The 19,702-nt window shown below is 57.6% G+C and carries 17 protein-coding genes, 3 tRNA genes and 1 pseudogene; 7 read left to right on the forward strand and 14 right to left on the reverse strand.

All coding sequences use genetic code 11. The features are described 5' to 3' along the window. Together TSA66_RS20305 and TSA66_RS20310 are read right to left on the reverse strand one after the other, a co-directional pair. Nucleotides 1-1,554 carry a DUF1800 domain-containing protein gene (locus TSA66_RS20305; protein ID WP_094299016.1) on the reverse strand — a complete coding sequence of 518 codons (1,554 nt, stop codon included), beginning with the start codon at nt 1,552-1,554 and terminating at the stop codon, nt 1-3. A 159-nt stretch (nt 1,555-1,713) separates the two neighbouring features. After that, nucleotides 1,714-2,346, reverse strand: coding sequence for a DUF2076 domain-containing protein (locus TSA66_RS20310; RefSeq protein ID WP_040041326.1), 633 nt, complete (start codon nt 2,344-2,346; stop codon nt 1,714-1,716). Between the two features lie 264 nt (nt 2,347-2,610). On the opposite strand from TSA66_RS20310, the gene TSA66_RS26370 reads away from it, so the two are divergent. From TSA66_RS26370 to ltaE, 3 genes are all read left to right on the forward strand, one after another. Then, nucleotides 2,611-2,985 carry an ABC transporter permease gene (locus TSA66_RS26370; RefSeq protein ID WP_232429581.1) on the forward strand — a complete coding sequence of 125 codons (375 nt, stop codon included), beginning with the start codon at nt 2,611-2,613 and terminating at the stop codon, nt 2,983-2,985. A 245-nt stretch (nt 2,986-3,230) separates the two neighbouring features. After that, nucleotides 3,231-5,108 (forward strand): potassium transporter Kup, encoded by a 1,878-nt coding sequence (locus TSA66_RS20320; protein WP_040041328.1) that lies wholly within the window; start codon nt 3,231-3,233, stop codon nt 5,106-5,108. Nucleotides 5,109-5,600: 492 nt separating this feature from the next. Continuing rightward, the gene (ltaE, locus tag TSA66_RS20325) at nt 5,601-6,665 is read left to right on the forward strand and encodes a low-specificity L-threonine aldolase (protein ID WP_040041329.1); all 1,065 of its coding nucleotides are present in this window, start codon (nt 5,601-5,603) and stop codon (nt 6,663-6,665) included. 142 nt (nt 6,666-6,807) lie between these two features. Here ltaE and TSA66_RS20330 read toward each other — a convergent pair whose 3' ends face one another. Next, a complete protein-coding gene (locus TSA66_RS20330) occupies nt 6,808-7,140 on the reverse strand; it encodes a hypothetical protein (protein WP_157691736.1) in 333 nt (110 codons plus the stop codon). 422 nt (nt 7,141-7,562) lie between these two features. Between TSA66_RS20330 and TSA66_RS20335 the strand changes: the two genes are divergently transcribed. The 3 genes from TSA66_RS20335 to TSA66_RS25800 all read left to right on the forward strand — a co-directional run bounded on the left by TSA66_RS20335 (nt 7,563) and on the right by TSA66_RS25800 (nt 10,235). Further along, entirely contained in the window at nt 7,563-8,357 is a 795-nt protein-coding gene (locus TSA66_RS20335; RefSeq protein ID WP_157691737.1) for a radical SAM protein, read from the forward strand. A gap of 79 nt (nt 8,358-8,436) precedes the next feature. Beyond that, nucleotides 8,437-9,189: a glycosyltransferase family 2 protein gene (locus TSA66_RS20340; protein ID WP_052452472.1), complete on the forward strand. Its 753-nt coding sequence runs from the start codon at nt 8,437-8,439 to the stop codon at nt 9,187-9,189. Between the two features lie 65 nt (nt 9,190-9,254). Further along, on the forward strand, nt 9,255-10,235 hold the full coding sequence (locus TSA66_RS25800; RefSeq protein ID WP_052452473.1) for a glycosyltransferase family 2 protein: 981 nt from the start codon (nt 9,255-9,257) through the stop codon (nt 10,233-10,235). Between the two features lie 406 nt (nt 10,236-10,641). Here TSA66_RS25800 and TSA66_RS20350 read toward each other — a convergent pair whose 3' ends face one another. The 3 genes and pseudogenes from TSA66_RS20350 to TSA66_RS20360 form a co-directional block, all read right to left on the reverse strand. Further along, on the reverse strand, nt 10,642-11,454 hold the full coding sequence (locus TSA66_RS20350; RefSeq protein WP_040041331.1) for a universal stress protein: 813 nt from the start codon (nt 11,452-11,454) through the stop codon (nt 10,642-10,644). Between the two features lie 267 nt (nt 11,455-11,721). Then, nucleotides 11,722-11,852 (reverse strand): annotated as a pseudogene (locus tag TSA66_RS20355) (transposase); the annotation flags it as partial. Nucleotides 11,853-11,946: 94 nt separating this feature from the next. Next, complete coding sequence (locus tag TSA66_RS20360) at nt 11,947-12,219, reverse strand: hypothetical protein (RefSeq protein WP_040041332.1); 273 nt, start codon at nt 12,217-12,219, stop codon at nt 11,947-11,949. Nucleotides 12,220-12,643: 424 nt separating this feature from the next. Here TSA66_RS20360 and TSA66_RS20365 point away from each other — a divergent pair, with 424 nt between their 5' ends. Beyond that, nucleotides 12,644-13,738, forward strand: coding sequence for an AI-2E family transporter (locus TSA66_RS20365; protein WP_052452475.1), 1,095 nt, complete (start codon nt 12,644-12,646; stop codon nt 13,736-13,738). Nucleotides 13,739-14,472: 734 nt separating this feature from the next. On the opposite strand, the gene TSA66_RS20375 is transcribed toward TSA66_RS20365, so the two are convergent. From TSA66_RS20375 to pdxJ, 8 genes are all read right to left on the reverse strand, one after another. Beyond that, nucleotides 14,473-14,546 (reverse strand) — tRNA-Cys (locus TSA66_RS20375). Between the two features lie 91 nt (nt 14,547-14,637). Continuing rightward, nucleotides 14,638-14,713: transfer RNA gene (locus TSA66_RS20380), tRNA-Gly, on the reverse strand. A gap of 105 nt (nt 14,714-14,818) precedes the next feature. Then, a tRNA-Gly gene (locus TSA66_RS20385) sits at nt 14,819-14,894 on the reverse strand. A 59-nt stretch (nt 14,895-14,953) separates the two neighbouring features. Next, on the reverse strand, nt 14,954-15,538 hold the full coding sequence (gene pgsA, locus TSA66_RS20390) for a CDP-diacylglycerol--glycerol-3-phosphate 3-phosphatidyltransferase (protein ID WP_040041333.1): 585 nt from the start codon (nt 15,536-15,538) through the stop codon (nt 14,954-14,956). Between the two features lie 77 nt (nt 15,539-15,615). After that, nucleotides 15,616-17,472 carry an excinuclease ABC subunit UvrC gene (uvrC, locus tag TSA66_RS20395; RefSeq protein ID WP_040041334.1) on the reverse strand — a complete coding sequence of 619 codons (1,857 nt, stop codon included), beginning with the start codon at nt 17,470-17,472 and terminating at the stop codon, nt 15,616-15,618. A gap of 15 nt (nt 17,473-17,487) precedes the next feature. Further along, the gene (gene nagZ / locus TSA66_RS20400) at nt 17,488-18,537 is read right to left on the reverse strand and encodes a beta-N-acetylhexosaminidase (protein ID WP_040041335.1); all 1,050 of its coding nucleotides are present in this window, start codon (nt 18,535-18,537) and stop codon (nt 17,488-17,490) included. After that, nucleotides 18,534-18,926 carry a holo-ACP synthase gene (acpS, locus tag TSA66_RS20405; protein ID WP_040041336.1) on the reverse strand — a complete coding sequence of 131 codons (393 nt, stop codon included), beginning with the start codon at nt 18,924-18,926 and terminating at the stop codon, nt 18,534-18,536. The genes nagZ and acpS overlap by 4 nt, the downstream gene beginning before the upstream one ends. Continuing rightward, nucleotides 18,923-19,690 carry a pyridoxine 5'-phosphate synthase gene (gene pdxJ, locus TSA66_RS20410; RefSeq protein ID WP_040041337.1) on the reverse strand — a complete coding sequence of 256 codons (768 nt, stop codon included), beginning with the start codon at nt 19,688-19,690 and terminating at the stop codon, nt 18,923-18,925. Before pdxJ ends, acpS begins: the two co-directional genes overlap by 4 nt. Between the last annotated feature and the right edge of the window lie 12 nt (nt 19,691-19,702).

The raw sequence follows: 19,702 nt of genomic DNA on the forward strand, positions 1-19,702 counted from the left end.
TTAGCGGTACATGAATTCGGGCGACGACAACAGGAAGGCGTTCCATTCCTGCGGCGAGCCCGCCTGGTCAAGTGCCTGCCGGGTCGCTGCGCCGAGTGTCTTTTGAAACGATTCGTAATAGAAGGGATTGGCAAGCTGCGGAAAGGCCGGGCGATCCTGCGCCTGCAGCCCTTCTACCTTGAACAGGCCAGCGCTGCCGGAGCCGATCGCCTTGCCAATTTCGAAGCGGGTCGTCATCTGGCCAGGACTGACCCACGCGGAACTTGCCAACGGAAAGCCGTCCGGCGTCTGTCGGCCATACAAAGGCTCTCCCATGCGGTGCAACCATCCAATCATCGGCCCTGCGGTCAGGATGGCCTTGTCGTCGTAGGAGAGCCGCACTGCAGATACTACGTAATGAATCGGGTCCTTGAATTCACGGCCGAGCGACTGCTTGAATTCCGGGCTGCTGAACAGTTCAGCCAGCGTGGCAGCAATATCGCCGTCCGTACGGAGAAAGGCCTTCGACATCCGCTGAACCAAGGCGTCCGAGGGATCGTCACCGACAAAAAACAATGCCAACTTGCGGCTGATGAATCGCGCCGTTGCCGGATGACGACTGAGCCGGTCGACCGCCTCGTCGATTTCCGCCAGCCCTCGTCCTCGCACGACTGTGCCGAGCAGGACCTTGTCACCATAGTCATGGCGGTTGGGATTGAACTCGAAGAGGCCGCGCCGGACGTATTGGCTCTGCAGCTTCGGTCGTACGTTGGGTGTCTGCGTATCGAGGTTCACGCCGGCACCAGTCAGGATGCGGGCAAGTTCCTGCACGTCTTTCTGCGTATAGCCGCCGTCCACGCCCAATGTGTGCAGCTCCATCAGCTCGCGGGCGTAATTCTCGTTGACGTGGTTGACTGCGTTCTGCTCGTTGTCCAGATTGCGCAGCATCGCCGGGTGGTAGACGGTCGCGGCCAGAAGATCGCGAAACTTCCCGAGCGCATGCGGACGAATCGCATGGTCTTCATAGTCGCCGACCATCGCCCGCAAATTGTGCTTGCCTTGATGAATACTGAAGTGGTTCAGCCAGAACCAGGTCATCTGCTCGCGCAGCTGATTATGCGAATAGGTATCCCGCAATAAGGAACGCGTTGCCGCTTCACGCGCCAGCCTGTTGAGCTCTTCCTGATATGCGTGCTGCGCTGCCTTCTTCTCGTCATCGCTGGCAATCGTATCAAGCTGCTTGCGCCTTTGCTCCAACTCGATCACCAGCTGATCGAGTGGCCGCTGGGAGATCGTCAGGTTGTTGATCTGCGCTTCAATTGACTGGGGCAAGCGATCGGCACCAGGATGGAGCTGCTGGGCCAGAAAGCGGTCCGCACCTACCGTTTTAATTTCATGAAAGGAGGAACTGCTCGCCCCCCACGTGATGCGGTTAAGTATGGCGTCCGGCTTTATAGTGTCCAGTCCGAATTCCTGCGGGACTGGCGTGCCGCGAGAAGCACACCCAGCCAGGATTGCCAAGAATGAAACCGCGACTGCGCGTGAACGTATTGTGGACAAGAGCATTCTTCTCATGATGATTTTTGGGCATCAGGCCTCTGCATCTGTTATCCCGGTCAACGCCCTGTCCACATGGTTCGATGACGGAGGCAGTGCGCCGTAATGTAACTTAAAGTAAGCCGTACCTCTCATGATCTTTCTGGAGATACGGGCATAGCGCAGCCATCCCCTGGCTCAGATCAGCGAATTGTCATCGCTGTCGAAGTCTCCGGCAATATCATCAAAAAAGCCGGGATCACCGCGCTCCGTAGTCAATGGTGCGGCACGGTCATAGTAATTGTTGACGACGGTTGTCTCCGACGGCACGCCGGCCAGGGACTGGGCGCCTAGGAAACTGCTTCCGCTGTTATGGTGGATTAAATGCTCAATCCCTTCAAACAACAATGCCCCACCAGCGACGCCTGCGGCGGTCGTGGCAATATTGCCCAGTGTAGAGCGTAACCCGTCACTGAGAAATCCCGGACGGGCGGAAAGCGGCGTACTGTTCCCTTGTGCAGGATAAACCCGTGCGCCTGTCGCGGCCGAAGACGGCTTGTTGCCCCAAGAACTCGCTGAATCGATAAAGTTCGCATTGCCGGGCTCCCGCGCCGCCTGCAACTGCGCCTGCAAATCAGCGATCTGCATTTTGGCTTGAGATAGCGCACGATCGAGTAACAGGACTTTTTGAACCAGCAAATAGGCGGCGTCAGGTTGCTGTCCCACCGCGTCATGAATCATCGCTGCCGCTTGTGGATCTTTGGCGGCGACGCGTGCCTGAACAAGTTGATTCAAGAAGTTGCCTAGCACTTCATGCTCTTGTGCAGTCATTTGCTCTCCTCTCGGTTGCTGACAAAATCAAATCCACAGGATAGAAAGCAAAACTTAAAAGGGCCTTAAAAAGGTTATTGATCCATCCCATGTCCCTGATCACGGCGCTCATCGCTGTCCATCACAACATCCGTGTTACGCACCTTGTGGCCATATGCGAGATCATCGTGCTCGCAAACAGGCCAAGCCGGAACGACTACATATCCACCTTCTTGCCCCTCACCCTGGTACGACCCGCACTATGCGCTGACGATATTGGGAATTGTGCTCGGCAGCGTATTGAATTCCGTCAGCCTCGGACTGGACACGTTTTTCGGCTCCGTCGTCCAAGAACGTGCAGAAATCGAAGCGCAACGTGCGTTAGGCGCGTCGCGGCGGGAAGCGCTCGCGCGGCCGACCCGCAATGAAGTACGCAGGGGCATGATTCCGATAACGAACCAAATGGCGGCGGCCGGCATCATTACCTTGCCCGGCACCATGACCGGTCAAATACTGGCAGGCATCGCCGCGCTCGACGCAGCCCAATACCAGATCCTGCTGCTGTTTCTGCTAGCAAGCCCCCGGCGAGCTTGCTGCCGTCGGCACTGTTTGTCTTGCTTCCTAAGTCGGTGGCCGGCAGTCCCCACCGACTTAGGGTGAATGCCTTGGCAAAGGCTGGCACAAAACTTGATTCCTGCTTTTCTCTTGCTTCTTTTTTCCTTCGAATAACTGGATGCACGCTCCTATTGCGCGCCATACAATATCGTTGTGCCAATGTCAGGGAAACATACCTGCTGCGCAGCGATATCCAAAGGGAGCTGCCAGCCAACGCAATTCAGCTATGCCGGCATGGCTACTGAGAGACGCATGCGGCATCATCCTAGCAACAAAAAGAAGGTGAAATTTTGACGTCGACCGCCAAGAAAAACAGCATCGCTACACTTACTCTCGCCGCCATCGGGGTCGTCTACGGTGACATCGGCACTAGCCCCCTGTACACCATGAAAGAGGTGTTTTCCCCGGCACATGGTCTTGTTCTCAATCCAGCCAACCTCCTCGGTGTGGTCTCGTTGATTCTGTGGGGCCTCATTATCGTCATCTCATTCAAGTACGTGACACTTGTCTTGCGCGCCGACAACCGGGGGGAAGGCGGAATCATGGCGCTAACAGCCTTGGCACTATCCGCAGTTTCTTCGCGATCGCGCTTGCATTATCCGGTGATGGTGCTTGGAATGATTGGGGCGGGGCTTTTTTTCGGTGATGGAGTAATTACCCCTGCGATTTCAGTCCTCTCTGCAATTGAAGGGTTGGAGGTCGCAACTCCGGCATTCAAGCCGTACGTTATCCCATTGACCCTTGTGGTTTTGATTGCGCTCTACGCGGTCCAGTCGCGTGGCACTGGGGGCATTGGAAAGTGGTTTGGCCCCATCGTCCTTGTCTGGTTCATGGCACTTGCCGTGATGGGTGTTTTGAACATCGTTCAGAACCCTGCCATTCTCGCCGCATTCAATCCGGCGCACGCCGCGACCTTTCTGGTCCATAACCGGTGGTTCGCGTTTCTGGCGCTTGGGGCCATCGTACTGTCGATGACCGGAGCCGAGGCGCTGTATGCGGACATGGGCCATTTCGGGAGGAAATCGGTTCGCCTTGCATGGTTTGCAGTTGTTTTTCCGGCCCTCTGCCTGAATTACCTTGGACAAGGAGCGCTGCTTCTTTCCAACCCCGAAGCGGCGTCTAATCCATTCTTCCAGCAACTGGGTCCATGGAGTGTCATCCCACTTGTCGCTCTTTCCACAATGGCGACAGTCATTGCTTCCCAAGCGACCATCTCGGGCGCTTTCTCCGTGACGCAGCAAGCCATCGCGTTAGGTTTTCTTCCCCGCATGAGTATCTCTCATACATCCGAGAGCGAGATGGGGCAGATTTACATTCCCCTGGTGAACTGGCTGCAGCTGGCGGCCGTTGTTTTGGCTGTCGTTGGCTTCGGCTCATCATCCCACCTCGCCTCGGCCTATGGCATCGCCGCGACCGCTACCATGCTGACAACAACGCTGTTGATGTTCATCGTGATTCGGCATATATGGCATTACCCGTTGCTGGTATGCGTTGTCACCACCGGCTTCTTCCTTACTATCGACATCGCACTGTTCTCCTCGACGAGCTTGAAGATTCTTCATGGCGGCTGGTTCCCCTTGGTGATAAGTGCGGCCATGGTTACCACCATGCTCACGTGGAGAAAAGGAAGGGAACTGGTCTTTGAGAACATCAAGAAGCACTTCATTCCGGTGAAAGATTTTTTGATATCGCTCTTTGTCGCCCCGCCACATCGCGTGGAGGGAACGGCGATCTATTTCCGCCCGGAAGGCGATGGCGTCCCGCATGCCTTGTTGCACAATCTCCTGCACAACAAGGTATTGCATGAACGCGTTATTTTTCTCACAGTTATTTCAACCGATGTTCCTCACATTCCTGACGACAAGCGCATCGAGGTGGAATCATTGGGGCACGCGTGCTATCAGGTCAATGTCCGTTACGGCTTCAAGGACGAGCGCGACATACCGGTCGCATTACGACTATGCGAGAAATCAGGTTTGGAAGTCGACCCCATGCAGACGTCGTTTTTTATTGCACGCCACAATGTCTTGGCGACGACAGGAGGAGGGATGGCTCAATGGCGGGAAGGGTTTTACTCGGCGATGGCAAGGAACGCCAGAGACGCTGCGGACTACTTCCGAATTCCACCTAACCGTGTCATCGAGCTAGGCACCCAGGTGGAAATATGAACTGTCTAAGCGATCCTATCTGATGACGACGAAACTCTCATTTCAGAGGCCATTGCCCCCTGCCCCAAAGGCCCCGGATTCCTGAATTACCCCCGCATGAATCGATAAATCTACTGGCCTTATTATGGATAGAGCGGCTGAGCGCCCTCTTCCGTGATGCTGTCTATAGGGTAAGCATGCGTCAGCTATTGGCGGAAGCTCTGTTAAAAGCACGGAGCCAACTCATTCTCTGGCAGGCAGACTATTTCCTGCGTACGAATAATTGAATATGGCACGTTCTGTTAGGCTGACATTTTTACAGCAGAGTCTTTGGTGCGTATTTACACTGCCTCGCCACGAAGCGGGCTTAGCCGGACTCTGATAGCAGCGATGCACTTGCATATATCGGGAGATTCAAAAGTATCTACGAAACCGGTGGCGATTCACACCGAGATAAAGCATCGCCCGCATAAAAGCTCGATAATGTCCCCGATCTTTTTACCAAGGTAAACCATGACCGACTTTCGCAGCGACACCGTCACCCAACCGACACCGGCGATGAAACAGGCAATGCTGGAGGCGCCGCTGGGCGACGATGTGTTCGGTGACGATCCCAGCGTCAACCGCTTGCAGGAACTGGGCGCACAGATGCTGGGCTTCGAGGCGGCGCTGTTCGCGCCGAGCGGCACGCAAACCAACCTGATCGCACTGATGACGCATTGCCAGCGCGGCGACGAGGCGATTGTCGGCCAGATGTGGCATACCTATCGCTGGGAAGCGGGCGGCATGGCGGTGCTCGGGTCGATTCAGCCGCAGCCGCTGGAGCACCAACCGGACGGCACCATCGCGCTAGCCGACATCGAAGGCGCGATCAAGGTTGATGATCCGCATTTCGCAAAAACGCGCCTGGTTGTCATGGAAAACACTACTGGCGGCAAGCCGCTGCCTCTCGCCTATATGCGCGACGTCAGCGCATTGGCGCAGCGCCACGGCTTGCGCACGCATATCGACGGCGCGCGACTGTTCAATGCGGCAGTGGCACTGGCTGACGGCGGCGATCCGGTGCAAAAGGCGCGCGAACTGGCGCAATCCTACGATTCGGTATCGCTGTGCCTGTCGAAGGGGCTGGGCGCGCCTGTGGGATCGTTGCTGCTCGGCTCGCGTGATTTCATTAAGCAGGCGCGGCGTATCCGCAAGATGCTGGGCGGCGGCATGCGTCAGGCCGGCATGCTCGCTGCAGCGGGAATCCATGCGTTGCAACATCACGTGCATCGTCTTGCGGAAGACCACGCCAACGCACGCCTGCTGGCCGACGGACTGACCATGGCCGCCTCGTCCCACGCAAAACTGAAAGGCCGCGCCACCGCACATGCGGCGCAGACCAATATTGTTTTTCTCGATGTCGACGCCGATATCGCGGATGCGTTTTTGCGGCATCTCGCCGACAACGACGTGCGTGTCACCGGCGGCTATTTCCGCGCCAGCGAGCGTGCAATGAAACGCATCCGTTGGGTGACGCATCTTGATGTGAATCGTGCGGATGTGGAGCGAGCGTTGCAAGTCGTTACCGATTTCTGAGATCGAACGCAATCGGGATCATGTCGCACGAAAAACGGGGGCAGGTCTCGCAATCCAGTGTGTGCGATTGCAAGGCCTGCCCCCGTTTTTCATGCACATGAATGCAAATGCATGCCGCATGCGCCGAATAATTTTCGAAGCGTTATTTACCTGCCGCAGCCTGACTACTGACGGACTGAGGATTGCCAATCGCGGCGACGATATCGGGAACGGTTTCTGTCGACAGGCCAGCTTTTTTGCGGATACCCAACGTGCCATCGCTGGCGCGCATCAGGTCAAATTCATTGATCCCCAACGTGCGGTTGAAAACCGGAATTTTGGCGCCATCATCCAGCGTCACGACATTGAGTACGGATCCTTCGTTAGCCACCGCCACTGGCCTCACCCCATTTTTTTGTACATTTGCCGAATTTCTTCTCGCAGTGCCGCCTCTTCTCTTGTAGTGACCGCGGAGCTTGATTCGATTGGTGAGCATTGACAAGCGAAGCCGTGAAGACAAGGGCGGAGTTTGCCGCTTCGTCGCCGTTCTACGGTAGGAAAATCGTCGTGACTCCAAATGACGACGTGTACATTGCCCTGCCTTATGCCCCCCAAAAACGATGGGATTGAAGCTTGGGCGTCTATTTCCCATTGTCTGGGCATAGGAGCACATACAGACGAAACATGAATCAAGACTGAGAAAACCGGAGCGATTCGACTGACTTTTAGTCATTCTCAAGTGCTTCGGCGGGCTTTCAAAACAGACTTCTCCCTGGTGCTGATTAAAACCGCGTAAGCATTCAAGGGGGGCCGATGGCGACTTACACGAAGAGAGCTGTGTCTTTTCTGCACGCTGCATTGCTTCCTTTGCGCCGCCTCTGGTATGGCGTGCGCCGCCGCTATCGAACGTTACGCATCATGCCTGCTGCGAGCCGCCTGCTTGGTCCGCAGTATGTGCGCAGCCGGGATGCGATCGAGATTGACATCACCTATGTCTGCAACCTGCGCTGCAACAACTGCAACCGTTCCATCACGCAGGCGCCTGAAAAGACCCACATGACGGTCGGGATGATCGAGGATTTTGTGCGCGACTCCATCGCACAGGGAAAGCGCTGGCGCGTGATCCGCCTGCTCGGCGGCGAGCCAACCTTGCATCCGCAATTTGGCATGATCATCGAGGCATTGCGCCGCTACCGGCAGTTCGCTCCACGTTGCGACATCCAGGTTGTCAGCAATGGCTTTGGCAAGGCCGTGCAAGCGGTTCTCGAAACGATTCCCGGCGATGTGACGATCGAGAATTCCGGCAAGGATGGCCAGAGAATCCAGCCCATGTTCGGGCCGTTCAACCTCGCGCCGATAGACGATCCCGCATTTCGTTCGGTCGATTACGTGAATGGCTGCTCCATCATGGAAGAGTGCGGCATGGGTTTGGCGCCCACCGGTTATTACCAGTGCGCGGTGGCCGGCGGCATCGACCGGCTGCTGCGCGGGCAGCAGGGATACCGGAGCCTTCCAGCCGACGATGACGACATGCAGGAACTCAGTCGCAATCTTTGCCGACTGTGCGGGCATTTCCGGGATGGCCACATGGTGCCGGCGGATCTGCGTCCGCCCTTGCTCGATACGCCCAGATCGGAAACCTGGGACAGGATTTACACAGACTGGAAAAAACGCCGCCGGCCTCTGCGCGCCACTGAAAAGGCGGCCCCATAAGTGTCTCGATAGACGCCTCGATCACCGTCACCGCCTGCTCACCCTTTCGTCTGCACCCCAACCTGCAAGAGCCTGAGTCATGTCACTGACATTCTCGATCATCACCTGTACCTGGAACAGCATGCCCTGGATCGATGAGTCCATCGCGTCGGTATTGATGCAGGACTGCCAGGACTTCGAATGCATCTTCGTCGACGGCGGCTCCACCGACGGCACACTGGAGCGCATACGCGCGGTGCCGCGGCCGTACCGCCTGCTCGAAAATGTGGGCGGCGGGATAAGCCGCGCGATGAACGCTGGCCTGGAGGCCGCGCGCGGCGACATCATCGCGCACCTGCACTCCGACGATTTCTACGTTCGTCCCGATGTGTTGTCGATGGTCGCGCGACAGCTCGAAACCAGCGGAAATGAGTGGCTTTTTGGCCGCGCGATGCCAGTCAAGCATGGCATTCTCCAACAGGAGAATTTCGTCGCGCCGCGATTTACCTACGAGGCGCTCGTGCGCGCCAATTTCATTCCGCATCCGTCCACCTTCGTGCGCCGCCGCTTGTTCGCGCGGGCAGGCCGCTTCAATGCCGAATTGAAGTATGCGATGGATTACGAGCTGTGGCTGCGTCTGGCCCGGCTCGCGCAGCCGCTGCAGCTCGATATCCCGTTGGCCGCGATGCGCGAGCATGACGGCAGCCTGACGACGCGCGAGTGGCTGGCCGCCATGCAGGAGGCGCTGCAAGTGCGACTGGCGTTCACCGACCAGGGGATGGCCGCCCGCAGCATGCACTATCTGCGCTATCTGGTCCGGCACCGCCGCGCGATCCGCGCAGGAGCGACATAGCGCCATCGCGCCAGTTTTTCCATGTGCCCGCGACCGACCCGATACCTTCGATAACAAGGAGTCTCATGCCAACGCCCTTTTCCTTGTCCCTCATCTTGTGTACCTATGGCAGAACCACCGAGCTGGAACTGCTGTTCCAGTCATTGGCCGCACAGTCGTTCCGGAATTTCGAGGTCGTCGTGGTGGACCAGAATCCGGATGCGCGGATAATGCCCTACCTAGAGCGTGCCCGTGCGGCTGGAATACGGCTGCAGCATGTCAGGCACGACGTGCCGAATCTGTCGGTCGCCAGAAATATCGGTCTGCATCATGCGCAGGGGGCATGGGTGGGTTTCCCGGATGACGATTGCTGGTACGAACCGAACATGCTGGAGCGATTGGCCAGCGCTTTCACGGCGGCCGGGGACCTCTCCGGGTTGGTGGCGCGGTGGTCCGAATGGCGCGAGCCGGCCACCCTGCCGCATCGCTTCACATGGGCGCGCTATCACGTCTTTCGGGATCGGCTGGCGGTGTCGTTCATGCTCTTCTTTCGGCGCAGCCTGTTTGACCGCATCGGCGGTTTCGATCCACGGCTGGGCATCGGGCAGTGGTTCGGCGCGGCCGAGGAGACCGACTTCGTGATGCGTGCGCTGCACGCCGGTGCGGTGCTCGAGTTTCGTCCGGCGGCGGTCGTCCATCATCCGCTCAAGGAGCCGGGCAATACGGCCGCCGATCGCCGCGATGCCCGGCAGCGCGAACGTGGTACCGGCGCTCTGTACGTCAAGCACGGCCTGCCACCGATGGTGATCGCGCGCGGCCTGGCCGCCCCGCTGCTCAAGCCATTGCTGGGCCGGGAGGGATTGGGCAACCTCGCGATCGGCTGGATGACGGCACTCGGCCGCTGGGAAGGCCTGGTCCAGTGGCGCAGGCAAGCCCGGCTCTCGAACGAGCTTCCTGCAGTCTCGGCCATCAAGGCGCCGCCCTATGCTGCCGATCGTGTGCGTGCTCTCATCCATGAAGCCGAGCCATCTGGGTATGCAGAGATGATGGATAGCCTGAATCGGTGACTTGCTGGCGTCTTCCTGCTGGGCTAAGGCATCGTGCAGATATGCCTTGCATGATTCTGACGGCGATGGCGGCGGCCAGCCGCCATTGTCGGGCGCGGATTTGCCAGACAGTTTAAGTCGGCACGGCACGCGGATGCCGCCTTTGCGCCTACGCGCGCCGGATGATTGCGTGGGCGCAAAAGCAGCCACCGCGAGCGTGCACGGCGCAAACGACCAAGGCCGCGCAGATAGTACCGAAGTTCTTGCCGGTGATTGTCACCGGCCTTACCTATACATAACGGGAAGTCGAACGCACGCCGGACCTGCTTCGCCCCGCAAATTCCCTTGGCTGCCCCGCAGCATGGAGAGTCCTCGGGCGCCTGCCCCTTTAGGCAAATTGCTTTGGCTCCCGATGCAATCCGAACACTTAATTGGACATCAGCACCGGCACGGTCATGTGCCGGAGTATGTAGCGGGTTCCGGCGCCGCGACTCATAAACGGCAATCCGACATGCCCATGCGCTCCCATGACGAGCAAGTCCGTTGCGAGGTCCGTGGTTGCGTTGAGCAGCATGTCCATGATGCCGATGTCGGTAACCAGCATGACTTGCGATTGGGCTTGAATGCCATGACAGGCAAGATGGCGAATGACGTTATCGCATGCGCTACGCGCCTCTTCCGCATTCGGGGCAAACGATATGACGGTAGTCTTTTCGCAGCCTTCCATCAACGGCAGCGCGTCGTTGAGCGCGCGGGCCGCCTCACGCACATTGCTCCATGCAACGAGTGGGCGCCTGCCGATTTCAGTGTATTTGCCAATATAAGGAATAATCAGCACAGGACGACCGGCATTCAGCACGACTTCTTCAGTCAGATCGGCAGGAACACACGGCCCGGCCTTATCGTCATGCTGCCCCATGATGACCAGATCGGCGTGGCGCGCCCAATCGGTGACCCACCGCACCAATTCAGCTTCACTGCCGCGATTAATGTCATGCCATTCGACGCGCGGCAAGCCAGCCGTGGCGGCCTCAAATGCAGCCTTGCTGGCTTGTGCGGCGGCGGCGTATTCCGGTGTCGGCCAAGAGGACACCACACCCACGCTTTGCGATTGCGCCAACTGCCCAAACACGCCAATCAGACGTGCCTGATGCGTGCGAGCAAGCGATACGGCCAAATCCAGACGGCAAGAAGTACGCTCGCTTTGATCCAGGTGAACCATCAAATTTTTTAATGACATACCTTATCCTCCACGACGTCGAAGCTGTTCAGTGTAGAGGCATTTGACCAGGTGCACAACAAAGCCAACCACGCCTCACCAACAGCTTAGCAATCACGCCCCCCAGGAGGTGTTATGAACCTTGGCCCAGCATTGCAGGACCTTTAGCGAGCACGAGACATGCGAGTGCGACGAAATGGCGTCCCGCCAGGATATCGGCTAGCTCGTCATAGTCGCACATCAGAATGCAAAAACGGGCTTGCCCAGGAAGCCGGCCACAATCAGGCACTTGCCCTTCCAGTTGTATAACGTTGCGTCGCTGATGCCGTACTTGCGGCACAGTTCCGCCACCTTCATTCCCGCTTCGGCTTCTTTAAGAATATGCCGATCAATTGTTCTTCGGTGAATCGCTTTTTCATACCTGCCTTCCAAGGGGCAGACTCTACATCATTGCCGTACTAATCTTGGGTAGCAGGTCACTTGCGTCGGAAAGCGCGATTTTTCCTCGATCCCTTAAGGACGGACGAGGATATTCTGCAGCACCATGCGCCGCTGATTAAATGAAAACGGGAACTCCTGCAGCAGGTGCTCGATCTGGTGATCGGACGGGCTGTCGGCGGCCCGGCGAAGAAAGGAAACACCGCTCTTGCGGCTCTTGGTGACGATCTCCGTTACCACCGCTGGCCAGTCGGCTGACATTGCTGCAGAGGTGATTAACTCGTCACGACCGACGATGTGAACGCCGGATGCATCTAGCTGTGAAATGAAAGTGTCGAAATTCGCCATGCACGTCCCGTTTTTTGCGCAGGTCGTTATTTTCCGGAGGCCGCACGCGTGTGCAATCCCATATTCATGGGGAAGATGTGCCATGCGGAAGGCGCTGAGCCCATCGCCAAATAGCACCTGCCTTTAGCAGGCATGTCAGTGGAGTAAGGCTGTACAACCGGTAATTGGCATCCGAACTATTTCCAGTCTGCAGCTAGCTAGGCACTTTCTCTTTAATGACGGCAGTCCGGAAGAGGTTGTCCGCCTTCGATTAAATCGACCATCGCGCGTGGCTTTTGCTCCAATTGCTTCAGAGAAGCATGAGGTCACACTAGAGAAAATATCCATCCAAGGATGCTGCCGGCACACCGGCAATCATGACAAAAGAAGGCATGATGGTGACTCCATCTGCGGTTGTCCTGACTTGACCATAATTGGAGGATGTATGCTTGGCATTGATACCCGCGCGGCGAAGGCCGCATGGACCGTATTCCTGTTGGCTGCGGTGTTGTACCTACTCTACATGGTTCGGGCCACCCTGTTGATCGTGGTGCTTTCGATCTTTTTCGCCTACGTGGTTTACCCGCTGGTCCAAATCGGGGAGCGCTACAAGCCCCGCCTCATTCCTCGAACCGCCGTCGTTGCGATGGTGTTCCTGTTTTTGATTGCGCTCGCTGGTGTATCTGGAGCTGTGTTTGGGAGTCGGATCGCTGATGAAGCGGTGCGCCTGAGCCAGGACTTGCCCAAACTTCTCGACGTCGCCAACGTCTCGGAACGCATCCCCTTACCAAGGTTTCTCGAACCGCAGCGCCATAAGATGGTTGCTTTTGTGACGGAACAGGTGCAAGCGGGAGCGGGCCAGGCTGTTCCCTTTGCCAAACGCCTGGGAGTTAGCGTGCTGCATATCGCCAGCAACCTGATCTACCTGATTCTGATCCCGATTCTCAGCTTTATGCTGATCAAGGAAGGACCGGCGATGCGCCAGAATTTCCTGATGCTGCTCGATCGTTCGCAAAGCAAGCTGTGGGGACGCATTACGGGCGACCTGGATCTGCTGTTGGCTGGCTTTGTGCGCGCCCTCCTGCTGCTGTCGTTGGCCACCTTCATTAGCTACAGCGCTGCCTTATCCCTCATGGGAGCCCCCTACGCTCTGCTCTTGGGCGGAACAGCAGCGCTTCTGGAATTTATTCCGTTTGTGGGGCCATTGGCAGCGATCGGGGTGCTCCTGGCGGTACTCGGATTTGGCGGGTTTGAACATTTGCTTTGGGTACTCTTCTTTATCCTGGCGTACCGCGGGTTGCAGGATTATGTTCTCGCTCCCTATCTGATGAGCGAAGGAGTTGAAGTTGCGCCGCTGCTGGTGATCATCGGATTGCTGGCCGGCGACCAGATCGCTGGGATTGCGGGAATTTTTTTATCAGTACCCGTGATTGCGGCAATTCGGATCATTTTCATGCGGGTGCGGGAAGCCTACACCGCGAAAACCGGGGCGCCCATCCCCAGTCCGGTTGGCTCTGGTGCAAATAGCAGGTCGTGCTAAACAGTCCCCGTATCACGCCGAGCCACTATCGAGAATATGTCCTAACTGCTAAAATTGCGCGCTCTACGTCCGCGGCCATGGCGGAACAGGTAGACGCAAGGGACTTGAATAGAAAATTTGAGTGCCCCGGTGGAAACGCCGGGAGTAGAACCCGTCAAATTCGGTGAAACCTTTAACCTGGTAATACCGAGCCAATCCCACGGAAGTGGGCAGGTGTAGAGACTAGACGGCGGGCACCTAATGCAACAGCAATGGTGAAGGTATAGTCCAGACCACAAACGGCATGGCCGGCGGCGAAAGCCGTAGTTGGTACGAAAATCCCTCGCTCGTAAGAGCGTGCCGGTTCGATTCCGGCTGGCCGCACCAGACAAACACGCTTCCTGCTTCACAAACCCCTTCTCTGATGTTCGCAAAATAGGACTAAATTTTCGTCCTTGTTTGCGCACACCCGAACCCTCGCTATGCGCTTAACGGGACACAGCACATGGAAAAGTCGGCGTCGGTTGATTGAGATTTGGAAAGTTTTTGGAAAGCACCCTGCACTGCAGTTTATAGGCCACTACCTAAAAGGCAGCATTGGCGCGCGGTTATGGGGCATCGCAGAATAGACACGGATGTAAATACCCAGTCTTTTAAGTCAGCTGTGTCTACCAATTTCACCACTCGGGCAGCTTGCGCCAAGCTTAGCAGGCGCACAAGCGAAAAAAGCGCACGCGGCGCTTTTATTAGAAAACTGGAGGCGGGGGTCGGAATCGAACCGGCGTAGACGGCTTTGCAGGCCGCTGCATAACCACTTTGCTACCCCGCCGCGGAAGCTTATTGTAACTGCAAACTTAAACTGCTGTTGCAGCATACGCGTCTGCAAAACAAGGGGAGCCAGAAAAGCTCCCCTGAAAATCTGGAGCGGGAGAAGAGTCTCGAACTCTCGACCTCAACCTTGGCAAGGTTGCGCTCTACCAACTGAGCTACTCCCGCATTAAAACTTGCAACTTTGCGCCCATGTAACTTAGGGGCAGCATTTTTACTAGGCTCTCACCCTAGAATAAAAAAAGGAAGCCGGCTAGCTTCCTTTCCGAATTCTGGAGCGGGAGAAGAGTCTCGAACTCTCGACCTCAACCTTGGCAAGGTTGCGCTCTACCAACTGAGCTACTCCCGCGTTCACAACAGACAAGCATTATAGAGGTTTTCCGTTTTTTGTCAAGCGCCAAGAACTTCCTAATCTAAGCGGCCCGATCTTTCCTTGATCAATGGCCACGCCTTTTTAAGGTAATAGAACATCGACCAGACAGTCAGTACTGCAGCAATCACCAACAACCACGCTCCCCAATACCGGGTGTCGAGCACACCGAACAAGGTATCGTTAAAGAGCAGCATCGGAATCGCGATCATCTGTGCCGTAGTTTTGATCTTCCCGATCGAGCTGACCGCGACCGACCGCGCCGCCCCGATCTGCGCCATCCATTCACGCAAGGCGGAAATGGCGATCTCACGACCAATGATGATGAAAGCAATGACCGCATTGACACGCTCGAATTCCACCAGCACCAGCAGCGCACCAGCGACCATCAACTTATCGGCAACAGGATCAAGAAAAGCGCCGAAAGCGGATGTCTCGTTCCAGCGGCGCGCCAGAAATCCATCGAACCAGTCGGTTACTGCAGCGACAATGAATATGGCACTGGAAGCGACGCCCTTCGACAGGGGCGACAACCAGGCGTCAGGCAGGTAAAACACGCCTACCACCAGCGGGATAAGCGCCACACGCAACCAGGTAAGCAGGATGGGAATATTAAAAGGCATAGGTCGGCACCGGAGAATAAGCACGATTATCGCGTGGAACTTGCCTGAACCGCAATGTGCCGCTTCATGCTGCTGAATTAATGCAACTGTCGATAGATTTCTTCCGCAAGCTGGCGCGATATACCGTCCACAGAGGCCAGTTCTTCCACGCTGGCGTCGGCGACTCCGCGCAAGCCACCGAATCGCGCCAATAGCTTTTGTCGCCGCTTCGCACCGACGCCCTCGATTTCCTCCAGCCGCGACGTCTGCCGCGCTTTTGCGCGCTTGGCGCGCATGCCAGTAATGGCAAAACGATGCGCCTCGTCGCGAATTTGCGCAATCAGCATCAGTGCCGCCGATTCCTTGCCCAATTCCTGCGGCGGACGTTCATCGGCGAATACCAGCGTTTCCAGGCCGACCTTACGTCCCTCCCCCTTTGCGACGCCGACAATCAGCCCGACATCGAGCCCCAATTCACTGAATACCTGCCGCGCCATCTCGACCTGCCCTTTGCCGCCGTCGATCAGCACCACATCGGGCATCACGCCCTCGCCGTTGGCAACTTTCTCGTAACGCCGCGTCAGCACCTGGCGCATTGCCGCGTAATCGTCACCGGGTGTAATGCCGGCGATGTTGTAACGCCGGTATTCGCCGTTCTGCATTGCATGATGGTGAAACACCACGCACGATGCCTGGGTCGCTTCGCCTTGCGTATGGCTGATGTCAAAGCATTCAATGCGCAGGTTGTCGATATCGGACACATCCAGGCCGAGCGCATCGACCAGGGCGCGCGTACGCGCTTGCTGCGACCCTTGTTCCGAGAGCAGGCGCGCCAGTGCGATTCCCGCGCCTTTATGTGCCATTTCCAGCCATTGCCGGCGCTGCCCTTGCGGCTGGAACACCAGATTGATGCGATGGCCGCACTGTTCGGCCAGTGCCATCATCAGTGCCGGCTCGTCGAATTCGACATTCAGAATCAGCGTCGGCGGAATGAACTTGTCGATGTAATGCTGCGCCAGGAACGCCTTCAAGACTTCAGCATCGGCCGCGTCGCCGTCAGCGGCAAGCGCGCTGTCGACGTGGGCAGGGAAATATGCACGGTCGCCCAAGTGGCGGCCGCCGCGCACCATTGCCAGATTCACGCATGCCCTGCCGCCCTGCACGACAACGGCAATGATATCGATGTCCGCATCGCCGACCGTTTCCATCGTTTGCTGGTGCAGGACGCGCGACAGCGCGCTGATCTGGTTGCGCACCGCTGCCGCTTGCTCGAACTTGAGTTCGGCAGCAAATGCATGCATTTTCCTTTCCAGCTCCTCCAGCACTTCGGTCTGCCGGCCGCGCAAAAACCTGGCGGCATTGTCGACATCGGATGCATAGTCTTCACGGCTGATCGCGTTCACACAGGGTGCGCTGCACCGCTGGATCTGGTGCAGCAGGCAAGGACGTGTGCGATTGGCGAACACCGAATCCTCGCACGTCCTCAGCCTAAACACCTTCTGCAGGATCTGCATCGACTCCTTGACCGCCCAGGCGCTGGGGAAAGGACCGAAATACTGGTTCTTCTTGTCGACGGCGCCGCGGTAATACGCCATGCGCGGCACATCCTGCCCGGTGATCTTCAGATAGGGATACGACTTATCATCCCGGAACAGGATGTTGAAGCGCGGCTGCAGCGTCTTGATCAGGTTGTTTTCAAGCAGAAGCGCTTCCGCCTCGCTGCGCGTAACCGTCGTTTCCAGGCGCGCGATACGCTCCACCATCATCGCAATGCGTGGGCTGGTCAGCGTCTTCTGAAAGTAACTGGAAACGCGCTTCTTGAGATCACGCGCCTTTCCCACGTATAGCAGCGTATTGTCCGCGTCGAAGTAACGATATACGCCGGGCAGATGCGGCAGCTTGGCGACAGTCTCAAGAACAACTTCGCGTGGGTCAGGAGCGGCAACGTCCGGCATCGGGCGATACAACCATTAAGCGGAAACGAGTTCTTGCGCAGTTTGCTTGGCGGCGCGGTAGCGAGCGTCCTGCTGCAACGCATCCCAGCCAAGAGCAGAGCCTTGCGGCACCAATGCCGCAAGACGTGCCGCAGAGGCCTTGGTCGCAGCATTGGGCTTCACCTTCAACCCATCCAGCAATTCGTCCGCCTTGTCAGGAGAGTTGCAGATCAAGACCATGTCGCACCCGGCGGAAAGCGCTGCATTGGCACCATCCACCACGCCGCCGGCGACGCTCGCGCCTTCCATGCTGAGGTCGTCACTGAAGATGACGCCTTCGAAACCCATATCCTTGCGCAGGATGGATAGCCACTTCTTCGAAAAACCGGCCGGGCTCTTGTCGACTTTCGGATAAATCACGTGCGCCGGCATAACCGCAGCCAAACCGAGGCCAAGCCAGCCGTAGGGCGCAGCGTCATCGCCCAGGATCTCCTTGAGATTGCGTTCGTCCACGGGGATGGCGAAATGGGAATCCGCTTCCGCAAACCCATGCCCGGGAAAATGCTTGCCGCAATTCGCCATACCTGCCAGGGCCAGGCCATGATTGAGGCTCTTTGCCAGCAGGGTCACCACCCGTGCATCGCGGTGGAACGCGCGGTCGCCGATCACGCCGGATTGTCCATGATCGAGGTCGAGCACCGGTGTAAATGACAAGTCGACGCCGCACGCACGCAACTCCGCTGCCAGCACAAAGCCAACGTCGGTCGCCGCCCGCGTTGCTTCCAGCACGTCGCGTTCCCACAGTTCGCCTAGCCGGCGCATTGCCGGCAACTTGGTGAAGCCATCCGTCTTGAAGCGTTGCACGCGCCCGCCCTCATGGTCGACGGCAATCAGCACACCCGGGCGCGCCTCGTGAATCGCTGCTGTCAGTTCGCACAGTTGCTGGCGGTTCTGGTAATTGCGTGCGAACAGGATGACGCCGCCCGTCAGCGGATGCTGGATGCGTCGAATATCGTCGTCTTTGAGCGAGGTGCCGACGACGTCGAGCATGACTGGGCCGAGGCCGGTATTGGAATGTGCTTTCATTTTTTCTCCACTATCACGAAGGCGACCGCGTATTCGGCTTCATCGGTTATCGACACCTGGGCGGTCAAGCCATTCTGTTCCATAAATTCCTTCAGCGCGCCACTGGTCACCGCAACCGGCTTGCCGCTTGCGGCGTTCAAGGTCTGCATTGCACGCCAAGTCATCGGCATGCGCATTCCCAGCCCGATTGCCTTCGAAAATGCTTCTTTCGCGGCAAAGCGCGTTGCCAGAAAACGGATTCCGCGGGCTTCCACCTTTGCCTTGCGACGCCGGTATTTTTCCAGCTCCTCGGGCCCGAGGATTTTTTCGGCAAAGCGCTCGCCGTTGCGCGCCAATGCCGCTTCCACCCGAGATATCTGAATGATGTCGGTGCCGATACCGTAGATCATTTTTTGTGAATGCCCAGGCGCGCTGCGACCATGATGGCCTTCATTTCCTTGATCGCGTTTTGCCAGCCAATGAACACGGCTTGCGCGACAATGGCATGACCGATATTGAGCTCGGCAATCTCTGGAATGGCTGCAATTGCCTGCACATTGGTGTAATGCAATCCATGTCCTGCGTTCACCTTCAGGCCCAGCCCTATGCCTTCCAGAATGCCGGCATGCACCCGTGCCAACTCGTGCTGCTGTTCGCTTTCCGTACGCGCATCAGCATAGCGTCCCGTGTGAATCTCAATGACAGGCGCGCCGGTTTCCGCGGATGCCTTGATCTGAACCGGATCCGCATCGATGAACAGGCTGACCCGGATGCCGGCGGCCTGCAGCTGCCGGACCGCAGCCTGTATGGTCGGGAACTGCCGCGCCACGTCCAAGCCGCCTTCTGTCGTCACTTCATTGCGCCGCTCCGGCACCAGACAGACGTCCTGCGGCTTGATGCGGCAGGCAAAATCGATCATTTCGGGCGTCACGGCCGCTTCGAGATTCATGCGGGTACGCAATTGCGGGCGGATCGCTTCGACATCCGCATCCTTGATGTGGCGGCGATCTTCGCGCAGATGCAGGGTGATTGCATCGGCGCCGGCTTCCTCCGCCAGCAAGGCGGCCTGCACCGGGTCTGGGTAGACGGTTCCACGCGCGTTTCGCAGCGTTGCAACGTGATCGATATTAACGCCGAGATCAATGACGGGGCTAGTGGGGTGCAGGAGGCTCATGGCGGGTAATCG

The organism is Noviherbaspirillum autotrophicum, assembly GCF_000818395.1.
GTDB classification, from domain to species: Bacteria; Pseudomonadota; Gammaproteobacteria; order Burkholderiales; family Burkholderiaceae_D; genus Noviherbaspirillum; species Noviherbaspirillum autotrophicum.

Bases quoted from the DNA above. Each gene is read 5' to 3' on its own strand.
- TSA66_RS20305 (WP_094299016.1), bottom strand. From the start codon at position 1,554: ATGAGAAGAATGCTCTTGTCCACAATACGTTCACGCGCAGTCGCGGTT.
- TSA66_RS20310 (WP_040041326.1), bottom strand. From the start codon at position 2,346: ATGACTGCACAAGAGCATGAAGTGCTAGGCAACTTCTTGAATCAACTT.
- ltaE (WP_040041329.1), top strand. From the start codon at position 5,601: ATGACCGACTTTCGCAGCGACACCGTCACCCAACCGACACCGGCGATG.
- TSA66_RS20330 (WP_157691736.1), bottom strand. From the start codon at position 7,140: ATGCTCACCAATCGAATCAAGCTCCGCGGTCACTACAAGAGAAGAGGC.
- TSA66_RS20335 (WP_157691737.1), top strand. From the start codon at position 7,563: ATGCCTGCTGCGAGCCGCCTGCTTGGTCCGCAGTATGTGCGCAGCCGG.
- TSA66_RS20340 (WP_052452472.1), top strand. From the start codon at position 8,437: ATGTCACTGACATTCTCGATCATCACCTGTACCTGGAACAGCATGCCC.
- TSA66_RS25800 (WP_052452473.1), top strand. From the start codon at position 9,255: ATGCCAACGCCCTTTTCCTTGTCCCTCATCTTGTGTACCTATGGCAGA.
- TSA66_RS20350 (WP_040041331.1), bottom strand. From the start codon at position 11,454: ATGTCATTAAAAAATTTGATGGTTCACCTGGATCAAAGCGAGCGTACT.
- TSA66_RS20360 (WP_040041332.1), bottom strand. From the start codon at position 12,219: ATGGCGAATTTCGACACTTTCATTTCACAGCTAGATGCATCCGGCGTT.
- TSA66_RS20365 (WP_052452475.1), top strand. From the start codon at position 12,644: ATGCTTGGCATTGATACCCGCGCGGCGAAGGCCGCATGGACCGTATTC.
- pgsA (WP_040041333.1), bottom strand. From the start codon at position 15,538: ATGCCTTTTAATATTCCCATCCTGCTTACCTGGTTGCGTGTGGCGCTT.
- uvrC (WP_040041334.1), bottom strand. From the start codon at position 17,472: ATGCCGGACGTTGCCGCTCCTGACCCACGCGAAGTTGTTCTTGAGACT.
- nagZ (WP_040041335.1), bottom strand. From the start codon at position 18,537: ATGAAAGCACATTCCAATACCGGCCTCGGCCCAGTCATGCTCGACGTC.
- acpS (WP_040041336.1), bottom strand. From the start codon at position 18,926: ATGATCTACGGTATCGGCACCGACATCATTCAGATATCTCGGGTGGAA.
- pdxJ (WP_040041337.1), bottom strand. From the start codon at position 19,690: ATGAGCCTCCTGCACCCCACTAGCCCCGTCATTGATCTCGGCGTTAAT.